Here is a 14,157-nt window from a genome sequence, read left to right on the forward strand (position 1 = left end):
AGGGCAATCCACTGCACTAATGTCCAGCACTATGGAGAAATCTGGGGCCAGATTTGCGATCAAGCGCATCTATGATGACCCTTCCGACGACGACGGCTGCCGGGTCCTGGTGGACCGGCTCCGGCCGCGGGGAGTCAGCAAGGAACGGGCCCAACTGGAGCTCTGGCTCAAGGACGTGGCACCGTCCCCGCCGCTGCGCAAGGAGTTCGGGCACATGCAGGAACGGTTCGCGGACTTCCGGGCGGCCTACGAGGCGGAGCTGGAARCCAACCCCGCCGTGCAGACGCTCTACGGACTCGCGGCCGAGCACGGGAAAGTGACCCTGCTGTTCGGTGCGCGGGACCCGGAGACCAACCATGCCCGGGTGCTGCAGGAGTTCCTGGAGCACAGCAGCAACAGTAGGAAATGAGCCCGGCGTTGCCGTTAGGGTGGTGCCATGACTGAGGGAATCGACAACAGCGCAAAAGAAGTCAGCGCAACAGCAGCCAAAGCAGCAGTAGTCACCGGCGCCAGCACCGGAATCGGCGACGCCACGGTGCGTGCGCTCCGCAAGGAAGGCTGGACCGTCTTCGCCGTCGCCCGCCGCGCCGACCGGCTCGAGGCGCTCGCCGCCCAAACCGGTGCCATCGCGCTTCCCGCCGACGTGACCGACGACGCCGATGTGGCCCGGCTGCTCGAGGAGGTGACCCGGGCCGGCGGCATCGACACGTTGATCAACATCGCCGGCGGTGCCCGCGGCGCCGACAAGGTTGCCGGAGCCAAGACCGAGGACTGGGAATGGATGTTCCAGGTCAACGTGCTGGGCAGCATGAAGCTCATCCGCGCGTTCCTGCCCATGCTGCGTGCCTGCGGCGAGGGCACCGTGCTGAACCTGACCTCCACCGCCGGGCTCTCGGCCTACGAGGGCGGCGGCGGCTACAACGCGGCCAAGTTCGCCCAGCACGCCCTGACCGGCGCCCTGCGGCTCGAAGAGGCCGAGCACAACCTCCGCGTGATCGAGGTGGCCCCCGGCCTGGTGCAGACCGAGGAGTTCGCCCTCAACCGCCTCGGCGACCAGGACGCGGCAGCCAAGGTCTACGCGGGAGTCGAGAAGCCACTGACGGCCGCCGACGTCGCCGATGTGGTCCGCTACGCCGTCGTGGCGCCGCACCACATCAACCTGGACCAGATCGTGATCCGCCCGGTGGCCCAGGCGGCCAACTACAAGCTGATCCGCAAGAGCCAGTAGGGCAGGTCTGGGCTTAGGTCCAGCCGCGTGGGCCGGGACGTCCGGCGGCGACTCCGGCCGTTCACCGTGGCGTCGTGTGCCGGTCAGGCTGCGCTGGTCCGGAGTTGGCCGCGGCGGGGCAGGGTGGCCCGTGCAACTGCACACCACCAGAGTGGAGAACTTTCCCATGCGAACCCCGACGAAGCTCGGCGCTGCCGTACTCAGCGCAGCCCTGCTGCTCGCCACCTCGGCCCAGGCAAACGCGGTCCAGGCCCCCGCGGCCGACACCAACGCCAACGGCCAGGACAACCACTTCGATCTCCAGGCCCACCGCGGCGGCATCGGCCTGACTGTCGAGTCAACCCTGGCGTCCTTCGCCAAGGGGATCGAGACCGGCGTCTCCACCCTCGAGCTTGACCTCCAGATCACCAAGGACGGCCACGAGGTCATCACCCACGACCGCAAGATCAGCGGCCAGAAGTGCCTGGACACGGCTCCTGTCACACCGAACGACCCCCAGTTCCCCTACGTCGGCAAGTACGTCAGGGACCTGACGTTCGCGCAGGTCCGCAGCCTGGACTGCGGCAGCCTCACGCTTCCCCAGTTCCCGGGCCAGGTTGCCTCCCCGGGCGCAAAGATGCCCACGCTGGCCGAGGTCTTCGCGTTGGCGGACTCCTACCGCGCCAGCCAGGTGAAGTTCAACATCGAAACCAAGGTGGAGGCCGGCGCGCCGCAGGAAACCGCACCGCGCGAGCAGTTCGTCGACGTCGCTCTCCGCGAAATCACGGCAGCCCACATGCAGAGCCGTGTCTCGATTGAGAGCTTTGATTGGGGTGCATTGCGCCTGGTCCAGCAGCGCGATCCGCAGATCCGCACTGTGGCCCTGACCAACAAGGACTTCCTCCAGGCGGGCCAGCCCGGCAAGTCGCCGTGGCTGGGCGGAATCGACGCCGATGACTTCGGCGGTGACCTTGTCGCCGCGGCCTCCTCCCTTGGCTTCGACGCCATCTCTCCGGTGCACGGCGCGCCGCAGAACGGCGCCGTGACGGATCCGGGCTATGTTCCCTATGCCACCGCCGACATGGTCCGCCGCGCCCACGCGGCAGGCATGCAGGTCATTCCGTGGACCGTTGATGACAAGCCCACCATGCGCGCGCTCATCGGTGCGGGTGTGGACGGGCTGATCACGGATTACCCGGACCGGCTCCGGGACGTGATGGCCGAGTCCGGCATGAAACTGCCGCGCAGCTAGTCCTCCGCCGGGACGGACAGCGTGGCCAGAACCGCCGCGTGGTCCGTCCCGGCTACCGGCATCACGGAATAGCCGCCGCTGCGAACCTGCGGGCCGGTCACGATGTGGTCGATCACCACGCCCGGCAGCGGGGGGCCATCCATGGGCCAGGTCGGAACCAGGCGGGCCAGGGCCGCGGCCCCGGCGTCGACGAGGGGGCCGCCGGGCCCGGCCCCCTCCGGCCCCTGAAGCATTTGGCGGAACTCGGCGTGGTCGAGGGTGGCGTTGAAGTCGCCCAGCAGCAGCAGGTTGCCCCGACGGGCGGCAAGGCGGCCCAGGGCGGCCAATTCGCTCCGCCACTGCCCGGCCCGGCCCCAGACCGGTGCCTTGGTGTGCACGTTGGTCACGGCAAGGGAGACCGGCCGGCCGCCGGCGTCGAGCTCCAACTGCACCGTGGGCATGTGGAAGGCGGAACCGTCCACGGAGTCCAACGGAACGATCGGGCGGGAGGAGTACACGGCTCCGCCGCCCGCGCCGTCCCTCGAGCGGCTGATCCGGTGCGGAAGCAGCGCGCCCAGCCCCTCAGCATCCAGCCGTTTTTCCAGGGCGGGGGAGAGTTCCTGGACGGCAAGGAGCGAGACGCCGTTTTCGCGCACCAGCCGAACCACCTCCGCGGCGTCCGCCTGGCCCTTCCAGGCGTTGAGGGTCATGACCTTCAGTTCCGCCGCCGGCGGGCGTGTCGTGGCCTGTTCCTGCCCTGTGCTCTGTTGCTCTCCATGCGGCGGATCGGCCTGCCGGGCCAGGAACCGGTCCGCCACCCGGTCCGGCGGGAACAGCCAGAGCAGCTGGAGGGCCAGGAGGGCACCGGCCGGGAGGGCCGCCCAGGGACGCCGTGCCGGCAACGCCAGCAGGAGGGCGGCGCCGGCGGGGAGCACGAACCAGGGTGTGAAGGCCACGAGCTGGACCACAGGCGCCGGCCACGGCGCCGGGACCGCCCGGAACACGGACACCACCACCACGGGCGCGGCGCAGAGGGCGGAGGACAGGTGCCAGCGGCGGCTTGAGCTGCGGCTCTTCACGGGTCGGCCCGAGGCGGCGGGACGGTCATGGCACGAGTCTATGCAGTCGGGCCGCCGGCGTCGCCCCTGGCCGCGGAGTTTGCTGCGCTGTGAAAGCCCGTATTTTCTCCGGTACCATCGACTTAGCAGCTTTGACCCGGCCATCACCGGTGAGCTTCCGGAAGAACACCCCCGCGTGCGGTGGAGACTCAGTCGCCACTGCGGGTGCCAGGGCCAGTAGAACCGGACGGGTAAGCCCGTCACAGCAGTAATGAGCGGCCGACGCCGGTGCAGCCCCTTTCTGGAAAAGGTGCGGTCCGGTGGAGGTAAGTGAGGTGGTACCGCGGTGCCGGTGTTGTCGAAAGACAGTTGTTGTCAAAAGACAGTGCAGGGGCCGTCCTCGCATCCTGAATGAATACATGTGTTCACCAGCTCAACCCAGGATGTCGAGATGACTTATTACCCCAAGGCCGCCGCCGCAGGCGCCGGCTCCACCACCTCCGCTTCCCACACCTCTGGTGTTCCGGTCTCCGTGAAGTTCCCGGAGATCGAAGAGCGCATCCTCAAATACTGGGACCAGGACGGCACCTTCCAGGCCAGCATCGACCAGCGCGATGCTGGCAAAGACGGGTCCAACGAATTCGTCTTCTACGACGGCCCGCCCTTCGCCAACGGCCTGCCGCACTACGGCCACCTCCTGACCGGCTACGCCAAAGACCTCGTGGGCCGCTACCAGACCCAGCGCGGCCGACGCGTCGAGCGACGCTTCGGCTGGGACACGCACGGCCTTCCCGCCGAGCTGGAAGCCATGAAGCAGCTTGGCATGACGGACAAGACCCAGATCGAGGCCATGGGCATCGACAAGTTCAACGACGCCTGCCGCGCCTCCGTCATGAAGTACGCCGACGAGTGGAAGAGCTACGTCACCCGCCAGGCGCGCTGGGTGGACTTCGAGAACGACTACAAGACTCTCAACGTCGAGTACATGGAGTCCGTGCTGTGGGCCTTCAAACAGCTGCACGAAAAGGGCCTCACCTACAACGGCTACCGCGTCCTGCCGTACTGCTGGAAGGACGAGACGCCGCTGTCCAACCATGAGCTGCGCATGGACGACGACGTCTACAAGAACCGCCAGGACCAGACTGTCACGGTCACGTTCCCCATCACGGCCGGGGAATCGGAGCTGTCCAGGCAGCTCGCCGGGGTGCAGGCGCTCGCCTGGACCACCACGCCCTGGACGCTGCCCACGAACCTGGCGCTCGCCGTCGGGCCCGCCATCAGCTACGTGGTCCTGCCCGCCGGCCCGCACGGGATCAAGGCCGCGGCAGCCGAAGCGCCCGTCACGGGCAGCTTCCTGCTCGCCGCTGACCTCCTGGGCGCCTACGCCAAGGACCTCGGCTACGGCGACGGGGCCGAGGGCGCCGCCGCCGCGGAAGCCGCCATCACCTCCCGCCACACCGGCGCCGAGCTCGACGGCCTGAGCTACGAGCCGCTCTGGGACTACTTCCACGACGCCGAAAAGTACGGCACCGAAAACGCCTGGCGCTTCCTCGAGGCCGACTACGTCACCACCACCGACGGCACCGGCATCGTCCACCAGGCACCCGCCTACGGCGAAGACGACCAGAAAATCTGTGAAGAGGCCGGCATCCCGGTGGTCCTCTCGGTCGACGAAGGCGCCAAATTCCTCCCGCTCTTCGGCCACGGCGACCTCGCCGAAATCGCCGGACTGCAAGTGTTCGAGGCCAACAAGCCCATCACCCAGGTGCTCCGCGCCCAGGGCCGCCTGGTCCGCCAGGCCAGCTACGAGCACAGCTACCCGCACTGCTGGCGCTGCCGCAACCCGCTGATCTACCGCGCCGTGTCCTCCTGGTACGTCGAGGTCACCAAGTTCAAGGACCGCATGTCCGAGCTCAACCAGGACATCAACTGGATCCCGGGCAACGTCAAGGACGGCCAGTTCGGCAAGTGGCTCGCCAACGCCCGCGACTGGTCCATCAGCCGCAACCGCTACTGGGGCAGCCCCATCCCGGTCTGGCAGTCCACGGACCCCGACTACCCCCGCACCGACGTCTACGGCTCCCTGGCCGAGATCGAAGCCGACTTCGGCCGCCTGCCGCTGAACAAGGCCGGCCAGGTGGACCTGCACCGACCCTTCATCGATGAGCTGACCCGCCCGAACCCGGATGACCCCCGCACCCCGGAGGAGGGCCAGTCCGTCATGCGCCGGGTCGAGGACGTCCTGGACGTCTGGTTCGACTCCGGGTCCATGCCCTACGGCCAGGTGCACTACCCGTTCCAGAACGAGGAATGGTTCGACACCCACAACCCGGCGGACTTCATCGTCGAGTACATCGGTCAGACCCGCGGCTGGTTCTACATGCTGCACATCCTCTCCACCGCGCTGTTCGACCGCCCGGCCTTCCGCAACGTCATCAGCCACGGCATCGTGCTGGGCTCGGACGGGCAGAAGATGTCCAAGAGCCTGCGCAACTACCCGGACGTCTCCGAGGTCCTGGACCGCGACGGCTCCGACGCCATGCGCTGGTTCCTGATGTCCAGCCCCATCCTGCGCGGCGGCAACCTTGTGGTCACCGAGCAAGGCATCCGCGACGGCGTCCGCCAGGTCATCCTGCCGCTGTGGAACGTGTACAGCTTCTTCACGCTGTACACGAACGCTTCCAACGGCGGGACAGGGTATGACGCCAAGCTCCGCTATGACGGCTACGCCGACACCCTGGACCAGTACCTCATGGCCAACACCGGGGACCTCGTCCGGAACATGACCGCCCAGCTGGACAGCTACGACATCTCCGGCGCCTGCGACGAACTGCGCAGCTACCTTGACATGCTCACCAACTGGTACGTCCGCCGCAGCCGCCAGCGCTTCTTCGACGAGAGCGTTGATGCCTTCGACGCGCTCTACACCGCACTGGAAACCGTCTCCCGCGTGGCCGCGTCCCTGCTGCCGCTGGTCTCCGAGGAGATCTGGCGAGGCCTCACCGGGGGGCGCTCCGTGCACCTGGCCGACTGGCCGGACGCCGGACTGTTCCCGGCCAACCCGGGACTGGTCGAAGCGATGGACCGTGTGCAGCAGATCTGCTCCACCGGCTCCTCGCTGCGCAAGGCCGCGAACCTGCGCGTGCGCCTGCCGTTGCAGGAACTCACGGTCGTGGCTCCCGGCGCGGACGCGCTGGGAGGCTTTGCCGCCGTCGTCGCCGATGAACTGAACCTGCGCTCGGTCCGCCTGCTCGACGCCGATGCCGCCTCCCCGGAGGAGTTCGGCATCGAGCAGAAGCTCGTGGTCAACGCCCGGGCCGCCGGCCCGCGCCTGGGCAAGAACGTCCAGCAGGCCATCAAGGGCTCCAAGTCCGGTGACTGGTCGGTCAGCGAAGCCGGGGTGGTCACCGCCGGCGGCCTCGAGCTCGAGCCGCAGGAATACACCCTGGAAACCGTCGTGGCTGAAGCCGCGGAGGGAACCGGAGCTGGTCCTGCCACAAGGGCCGCCGCAGTGCTTCCCGGCGGCGGGTTCGTGGTCCTGAACACCGAGGTCACCCCGGAACTGGAGGCCGAGGGCCTGGCACGCGACATGGTCCGCGCCATCCAGCAGGCCCGCAAGGACGCCGGACTCAATGTCAGCGACCGGATCAGCACCTCCGTCACGGCCAAGCAGGACGTCGTCGAAGCCCTGCTGGCCAACGCGGCGCTGGTCAAGACCGAAACCCTGACCATCGAGCTGGAAACTGTGACGGCCGACATCAAGGAACCGCTGGTCAGTGTTGCAAAGAAAGTTGGGGCCTAAACCATGACCGACGAATTCTCCGTAGAAAGCGTCTACGCCGAGCTGCTGGGCCGGGCGCCGGAAAACAAGATGGAACCTCGGCTCGCCCCGCTGCACCGTGCCATGGAAATCCTGGGGGAGCCGAACAAGGCGTTCCCGATCATCCACGTCACCGGCACCAACGGCAAGACGTCCACGGCCCGGATGATCGAGGCCGGGCTGCGGGCCCACGGCCTGAGCACGGGCCGGTACACGAGCCCGCACCTGTCCAAGGTCACCGAACGGATCAGCATCGACGGCGCCCCGGTGCCGGATGAGACGTTCGTCCGGATCTGGGACGAGATCCGGCCCTACCTGCAGATCGTGGACAGCGAACTCGAGGCGGCGGGCCAGCCCCGGCTGACCTACTTCGAGTGCCTGACCATCTTGGGCTTCGCGGTCTTCGCCGACCAGCCGGTCAACGTCGCGGTGATCGAAGTGGGCCTCGGCGGCATCACCGACGCCACGAACGTCGGCGACGGCCAGGTGGCCGTGGTCACCCCGATCTCCCTGGACCACACCGATTTGCTGGGCGACACCACCGGGGACATCGCCTTTGAGAAAGCCGGCATCATCAAGCCCGGCGGCTTCCTCATCAGCGCGGCGCAGCCCGTCGACGCGGCCCAGGTCCTCCTGGAGAAGGCCAAGGAGGTCAACGTGCCGTTCCGCTTCGAGGGCGTGGAGTTCGGCGTTGAATCCCGCACCGTCGCGGTGGGCGGCCAGATGGTCACCATCCAGGGCATCGCCGGCCGCTACGAGGACCTGCTGGTGCCGCTGCACGGCGCGCACCAGGCCGAGAACGCCGCCGTCGCAATTGCCGCGCTGGAAGCGTTCTTCGGCGGGGAGAAGGCGATCGACGCCGAGATCCTGCAGGAGGCCTTTGCCTCTGTCACGTCCCCGGGGCGGCTCGAGGTGGTCCGCACCTCACCGACCATCATCGTGGACGCGGCGCACAACCCGGAGGGCATCCGGGTCTCCGCCGAGGCCATCCACGAGGCCTTCAACTTCACCAAGCTGGTGGTGGTGGTTGGCGTGCTGCGGGAAAAGGACGCCGAGGAGATCCTGCGCCAGCTCAAGGAATCCCTGGGCGGCCTGGCCACCGAATACTGCTTCACCGAGTCCAACTCGCCCCGCGCCGTCCCGGCCGAGGACCTGGCTGAGGTCGCCATTGATCTTGGCTTCGGCGAGGACAACATCCATGTCGCTGCAAAGCTCGACGACGCCATCGAATGGGCCGTGGAACGCGCCGAAGCCGATGACGAACTCGCCGGCGGCGTCCTGGTGACCGGGTCCATCACGCTCGTCGCGGACGCCCGCATCCTGCTCGGAAAGGCGGACGCGTAAGCGATGGCGAAACTCACCAAAGCCCAGCGCGAATGGCGTCCGGGCATGCCCAAGAAGCGGCGTTCCACGAAGGTCATGTTCGCCTCCACGGTCCTGTTGCTGGAAGCTTTCGTGGTGCTCTTCGGAACACTGGCCGTCTTTGGCCTGCACCGGAACGAATATCCTGCGGCCCTGGTCTTCTCCGTGGGGATCGGCCTGTGCCTGGTCTTCATCTTCACCTGCGCGGTCCTCTCCAAGCCGTGGGGAGTGGCCCTGGGCTGGATCCTGCAGCTCGTCCTGATACTGGGCGGCCTCGTGGAGCCTGCCATGTACCTCGTCGGCGCGCTCTTCGCCGTGGCCTGGTGGTACGGGGTCCGGACCGGCATCCGGATTGACCGGGAGGCCGCGCAGCGGGAGCGCGAGCAGGCTGAATGGGATGCGGCCCATCCCCAGGGCCCCGCGCCCGGCAACGGCGCCTGAACCAGCGCCCGGGCCCCGTAGACTTGACCCGAACCCCACCCCAACACATTGGAGCAGCTGTGAGCATTGAGCGCACCCTCGTCCTGATCAAGCCCGACGGCGTCGCCCGCAACCTGTCCGGCGCCATCCTGAGCCGGATCGAAGCCAAGGGCTACACCCTGGCCGAGCTCAAGAAAGTCGATGCGAACCGCGAGCTGCTCGAGCAGCACTACGAGGAGCACGTCGGCAAGCCGTTCTACGAGCCGCTGGTTGAGTTCATGCTCAGCGGCCCGGTGGTCGCCGCGATCTTCGAGGGCCACCGCGTGATTGAGGGCTTCCGTATCCTCGCCGGGACCACGGACCCGACGACGGCGGCGCCCGGCACCATCCGCGGCGACTTCGGCCGCGACTGGGGCCTGAAGGTACAGCAGAACCTGGTCCACGGCTCGGATTCGGTGGAATCCGCCGAGCGYGAGATCAAGATCTGGTTCTAGGAATTTCCTGGACCCTCGCCTCACCGAGGTGACAGATAAGGCCAATGTTCACGCTGAACATTGGCCTTAACTGTTATCTCGCGGCGTTCGGGAGTGCTTAGTAGCCGGAGGTCCCGATGAAGACCTGGATGAAGGCGAAGAAGATTGTCGCGATGACGGCGACGTACAGCAGCGCCGTGATGATCCAGCCCGAGTCGCCGATCACCTTGGTGGGACCGGCGGGCAACGCGATCACCCCGTGGGAGATGTTGCGGACGCTCACCCAGACGAACAACGGGATCATCACGGCCCAGACGATCATGCAGAACGGGCAGAGGATGTGGATGGCGTACAGGGCCTGGGACCAGAGCCAGATAACGAACGCGAAGCCCAGCGTCACGCCCGCCTGCAGCCCCAGCCAGTACCACCGGGCGAATCTTGCGCCGGCCAGGATGCCCATGGCCGTGGTGATGATCACGGCGAAAGCCACGATGCCGATGAACATGTTCGGGAAGCCGAACACAGAACTCTGCGGCGTCTGCATGACCTGGCCGCAGGAGATCCACGGGTTCACGTCGCAGACCGTGACGTGGTTGGGGTCCTTCAGGACCTCCAGCTTCTCCAGCACCAGGGCGCCGGAAGCGAGCCAGCCAACGACGCCGGTGATCAGCAGGAGCCAGGCGAACGGGCGGTCGCGGGTCATCGTGGGAAGGGAGCGGTCCGCGGGCGCCGGGCCGGAACCCGGGTGCTGTACGGTCGCGTCACCGGCAGTGCTGGAGATGCTGGGCATGGAATATGAGTCCTTTGATCGTCTTGACCGTGTTCTTCTGGCCCGATTCTAACGCCGCAGGCTGGGCAGCGGCGGAGAACGGCCCCTGCCGCCCTGCCCAGCCGCTCCGAAAGCACTTCAGGCCCCGCCTACGCCAGCTTTGGCGGCTCCTGTGAGACAATGATCGTGGCTGGAACCCGATCCACATCCGGATTCCGGTCCGGCGATTTTGTTTCAAGACCGCCAATGATGAGCAGGGAGCTGCGGATCCTCTGATTCCAGCTGTCCCGCAATGCCATTGGACGGCACCTGGTTGTGGCATGTAGGTCAACGGGTTCCAAAACAATCTCGCCGGCCCTCCAGGGCTGCCGCACCCCACTGCCGGTGCGAACCTGAGGGTATCCAATTGACTTCTGTCAATGCCTGCGGGTGTTGACGCATATTTGCCCCAACGGGCGCCGAATGTGGCGGCGCATCAGGGGCAGGAGTGTCGCCACATATGGATAATGACCAGGTTGTAGCCGGTAACGAAGAGCTGGTAGTCGCCGCGGAAGCAGAAGCAACTGCGGAAGCAGAGGCTCCGGCAGCGCCGAAGAGGGCCGTTCGGACCCGCCGGAAGGCGCCCGTCGCAAAGGTCAACGCCGCGGCCGCCGCGGAGGCCGTGGCTGAAGCCGCGGTGCTGGCCGACGCGGCCGGCTCGGATGAGCCCGTCGCCCCGCGCCGCAAAGCAGCCGTCGCCGAAACCGCCGTACCCGAAACTGCTGCCCCCGAAACTGCTGTAAAGGCGCCCGCACGGCGCACCCGTGTCCGCAAGCCTGTTGCCGCCCCGGAACCGTTGCCTGCCTTCGCTGAAGAGCCCGCGGCAGAGGCTCCCGAGGCAGTCGCTGCTTCCGACGACGCCGCCGTCACGGAGACGGCCACAGAGAAGGTCGCAGAGACGGCCCCAGAGAAGCCGGTCCGGCGCCGCGCCAGCCGTGCCAAGGCCGCACCGAAAGCCGAAGACGTACCCGCAGCAGCGGTCCCGGCCGAAGAAGCCGAGCCGGCAGAAGCCGCCACGGCGGCCGAACCTGCGCAAGCCCCCGCACCGGCCCAGCCCGAAGAGCCGGAAGCCCTGCCCGAGGAAAGCCCGGCCACGTCGCTGTTCATGGAACCGGGTGCCCTCACTTCCGTGATCTTCCAGGCCCCCGACCTCAGCACCGTGGTGCGCCCGGTCCCCGTTGCCGCAGCAGCAGCGGAGCCCGAAGAGGAAGAAGGCGACGAGGACGAGGACGCCGGCAGCCGCCGTCGACGCCGCAGCCGTGGCCGGCGCGGGCGCACCCGTACGTCCGCCGAGTCCGACACCGAGTCCGAAGGCGCCGAGGACGAGGGCGACGAAGGTTCCGAGGCAACCCTCGAGGACGGCGTGACGTCGCGCCGCCGCCGCCGCCGTCGCCGCGGCGACCAGGACCTGGAACTGACCGGTGGGGAAGGCGACGATCCGCCCAACACGGTGACCCGCGTCCGTGCGCCGCGGGCCATGGCCGAGGCGCCGGTCAACAACCGCGTCACGTCCGTCAAGGGCTCCACCCGCCTGGAAGCCAAGAAGCAGCGCCGCCGCGAATCCCGCGACACCGGCCGCCGCCGCACCGTCATCACCGAGGCCGAGTTCCTGGCCCGCCGCGAGTCCGTGGACCGCCAGATGATCGTCCGCCAGCGCGACGACAGAATCCAGATCGGGGTCCTCGAAGACGGMGTCCTGGCCGAGCACTTTGTGTCCAAGACCCAGCAGGATTCCCTGATCGGCAACGTCTACCTGGGCAAGGTCCAGAACGTGCTGCCGTCCATGGAAGCCGCTTTCGTGGACATCGGCCGCGGCCGCAACGCCGTGCTCTACGCCGGCGAAGTGAACTGGGAGTCCGTCAACCTCGAAGGCAAACAGCGCCGGATCGAGAACGCGCTGAAGTCCGGCGACTCCGTGCTGGTCCAGGTCACCAAGGACCCGGTCGGCCACAAGGGCGCCCGCCTCACCAGCCAGATCTCGCTGCCCGGGCGCTACCTTGTGTACGTGCCCGGCGGCTCCATGACCGGCATCTCCCGCAAGCTGCCCGACGTCGAGCGCAACCGCCTCAAGCGGATCCTCAAGGACCGCCTGCCCGAGGACGCTGGCGTCATTGTCCGTACCGCGGCCGAGGGTGCCTCCGAGGAAGAGCTGACGCACGACATCAACCGGCTACGCGCGCAGTGGGAGGGCATCGAGAGCCAGTCGACGTCGACCAAGATCCTCGCCCCCGAGCTGCTCTACGGCGAACCTGACCTGACCATCAAGGTGGTCCGCGACGTCTTCAACGAGGACTTCTCCAAGCTGATCGTCTCCGGCGCGGAAGCCTGGGACACCATCGAGGCCTATGTCACCTACGTGGCACCGGACCTCGTGGGCCGGCTCGAGAAGTGGACCAAGGACACGGACATCTTCGCTGCCTGGCGCATCGACGAGCAGATCCACAAGGCCCTGGACCGGAAGGTCTTCCTGCCCTCCGGCGGTTCCCTCGTGATCGACCGCACCGAAGCCATGACCGTGGTGGACGTTAACACCGGCAAGTTCACCGGTTCCGGCGGCAACCTCGAGGAAACCGTCACCAAGAACAACCTGGAAGCGGCCGAGGAAGTCGTCCGGCAGCTGCGCCTGCGCGACATTGGCGGCATCATCGTGATCGACTTCATCGACATGGTGCTCGAATCCAACCGCGACCTCGTGCTGCGCCGCATGGTGGAGTGCCTGGGCCGGGACCGGACCAAGCACCAGGTGGCCGAGGTGACCTCGCTGGGCCTCGTGCAGATGACCCGCAAGCGGATGGGCACCGGGCTGCTGGAAGTCTTCGGCGAACAGTGCGAAACCTGCGCGGGCCGCGGCATCGTCACCCACGACGAACCGGTGGAACACCGCCGCGCCAACACGGTTGCCGCGGAGCACTATGTGCCGCGCGCCGAGGCGCAGCCTGCTGCCCGCACGGAGCGCAAGAGCCGTCGCCGCGGCAGGGGAGGCCAGGGCCCGGAGACGGCGCCGGCCGCACCCGCAGCCGTCCACGTCGAGCCCACCGAGGCCGAACGCCACGCCAAGGCTGAAGCCACCCGGGCCGCGCTGGCCAACATCGCCGCCGCGGCGCACGCCGCGCACCTGCACGACGGGGAGGCAGCCGCTGCCAGCGACGCCGGGGCCCGTAAGGCCGCCGTCGACGCCGTCACGCAGCTCGCGGCCGCCGAAGAGGCAGCCGGACGTCCCGCGACCGTGCTGACGTTTGGCGGTGAGCAGGTGGCCCTGCCGTTCGTGGAGCACGCCGAGGACACGCCGGAACCGGCCCTGACCCTGGACCTGCTGACCGAGGCCTTCGCCAACCTGGGCGACGCCGAGGCCGGCAAGCCGGCCGGGATGGACGCCGTCCAGGCCCCGCCCTCCGCGGCTTCCGCGGCACCGGAGGCGCCCGCAGCCGTGCGCACTGCGCAGGCGCCGGCTTCGCGGACAGCGGACACCACGGCTCGTGGCCGCCGCGGGCGCCGCAACCGGAGCGCCAGCCGCGCCCAGGGCGCTGCGAACGAGACCTCCGTGGAGCATCGCGAGGCGACGCGGCCGGCCGCGGCCGGATCGGTTCACGAGGCCAAGGCACCCGCCGCGGCCAGGCCGGCGTCCATCCCGGCCGGCAACGAGCCGATCATCCTCGGCGTGGGCGTACCGGCGTCGGAGCTGTAGTCCGCCGCGACTGATCGCTTCCCCGACCGGTCCCTTCGACTGGTTGGACTGCGGGACCGGGCCGGAGCGGGCGTAACAATACGTCCGCTCCGG

At 68.1% G+C, this 14,157-nt stretch carries 10 protein-coding genes; 8 read left to right on the top strand and 2 right to left on the bottom strand.

All coding sequences use genetic code 11. The features are described 5' to 3' along the window. Positions 1–19: 19 nt before the first annotated feature. From AC1D2F_RS09735 to AC1D2F_RS09745, 3 genes are all read left to right on the top strand, one after another. The gene (locus tag AC1D2F_RS09735) at positions 20–409 is read left to right on the top strand and encodes a DUF488 domain-containing protein (protein WP_476966632.1); all 390 of its coding nucleotides are present in this window, start codon (positions 20–22) and stop codon (positions 407–409) included. Between the two features lie 27 nt (positions 410–436). Continuing rightward, the gene (locus tag AC1D2F_RS09740) at positions 437–1,228 is read left to right on the top strand and encodes an SDR family oxidoreductase (protein ID WP_476966633.1); all 792 of its coding nucleotides are present in this window, start codon (positions 437–439) and stop codon (positions 1,226–1,228) included. Between the two features lie 166 nt (positions 1,229–1,394). Then, positions 1,395–2,459: a glycerophosphodiester phosphodiesterase gene (locus AC1D2F_RS09745; protein ID WP_229993376.1), complete on the top strand. Its 1,065-nt coding sequence runs from the start codon at positions 1,395–1,397 to the stop codon at positions 2,457–2,459. Here AC1D2F_RS09745 and AC1D2F_RS09750 read toward each other — a convergent pair. Then, positions 2,456–3,517, bottom strand: a complete 1,062-nt coding sequence (locus tag AC1D2F_RS09750) for an endonuclease/exonuclease/phosphatase family protein (protein WP_476966634.1) — start codon at positions 3,515–3,517, stop codon at positions 2,456–2,458. The genes AC1D2F_RS09745 and AC1D2F_RS09750 overlap by 4 nt on opposite strands. A gap of 430 nt (positions 3,518–3,947) precedes the next feature. Here AC1D2F_RS09750 and ileS point away from each other — a divergent pair, with 430 nt between their 5' ends. From ileS to ndk, 4 genes are read left to right on the top strand one after another with little or no spacing between them, the layout of a single operon-like run. After that, on the top strand, positions 3,948–7,298 hold the full coding sequence (gene ileS / locus AC1D2F_RS09755; protein WP_476966635.1) for an isoleucine--tRNA ligase: 3,351 nt from the start codon (positions 3,948–3,950) through the stop codon (positions 7,296–7,298). A 3-nt stretch (positions 7,299–7,301) separates the two neighbouring features. Further along, positions 7,302–8,660, top strand: coding sequence for a bifunctional folylpolyglutamate synthase/dihydrofolate synthase (locus tag AC1D2F_RS09760; RefSeq protein ID WP_229993373.1), 1,359 nt, complete (start codon positions 7,302–7,304; stop codon positions 8,658–8,660). Between the two features lie 3 nt (positions 8,661–8,663). After that, complete coding sequence (locus AC1D2F_RS09765; RefSeq protein ID WP_229993372.1) at positions 8,664–9,119, top strand: DUF4233 domain-containing protein; 456 nt, start codon at positions 8,664–8,666, stop codon at positions 9,117–9,119. A gap of 59 nt (positions 9,120–9,178) precedes the next feature. Then, on the top strand, positions 9,179–9,592 hold the full coding sequence (gene ndk, locus AC1D2F_RS09770) for a nucleoside-diphosphate kinase (RefSeq protein WP_090578496.1): 414 nt from the start codon (positions 9,179–9,181) through the stop codon (positions 9,590–9,592). Between the two features lie 97 nt (positions 9,593–9,689). Here ndk and AC1D2F_RS09775 read toward each other — a convergent pair whose 3' ends face one another. Further along, on the bottom strand, positions 9,690–10,361 hold the full coding sequence (locus AC1D2F_RS09775) for a vitamin K epoxide reductase family protein (protein WP_229993371.1): 672 nt from the start codon (positions 10,359–10,361) through the stop codon (positions 9,690–9,692). Positions 10,362–10,839: 478 nt separating this feature from the next. Between AC1D2F_RS09775 and AC1D2F_RS09780 the strand changes: the two genes are divergently transcribed. Continuing rightward, the gene (locus AC1D2F_RS09780; RefSeq protein WP_476966636.1) at positions 10,840–14,064 is read left to right on the top strand and encodes an Rne/Rng family ribonuclease; all 3,225 of its coding nucleotides are present in this window, start codon (positions 10,840–10,842) and stop codon (positions 14,062–14,064) included. Positions 14,065–14,157 lie beyond the last annotated feature (93 nt).

This window comes from Arthrobacter sp. P1_B3 (genome assembly GCF_056406615.1).

Excerpts from the sequence above, each read along its gene's own strand:
- AC1D2F_RS09740 (WP_476966633.1), top strand. The coding sequence starts at position 437 with ATGACTGAGGGAATCGACAACAGCGCAAAAGAAGTCAGCGCAACAGCA.
- AC1D2F_RS09745 (WP_229993376.1), top strand. The coding sequence starts at position 1,395 with ATGCGAACCCCGACGAAGCTCGGCGCTGCCGTACTCAGCGCAGCCCTG.
- ileS (WP_476966635.1), top strand. The coding sequence starts at position 3,948 with ATGACTTATTACCCCAAGGCCGCCGCCGCAGGCGCCGGCTCCACCACC.
- AC1D2F_RS09760 (WP_229993373.1), top strand. The coding sequence starts at position 7,302 with ATGACCGACGAATTCTCCGTAGAAAGCGTCTACGCCGAGCTGCTGGGC.
- AC1D2F_RS09765 (WP_229993372.1), top strand. The coding sequence starts at position 8,664 with ATGGCGAAACTCACCAAAGCCCAGCGCGAATGGCGTCCGGGCATGCCC.
- AC1D2F_RS09775 (WP_229993371.1), bottom strand. The coding sequence starts at position 10,361 with ATGCCCAGCATCTCCAGCACTGCCGGTGACGCGACCGTACAGCACCCG.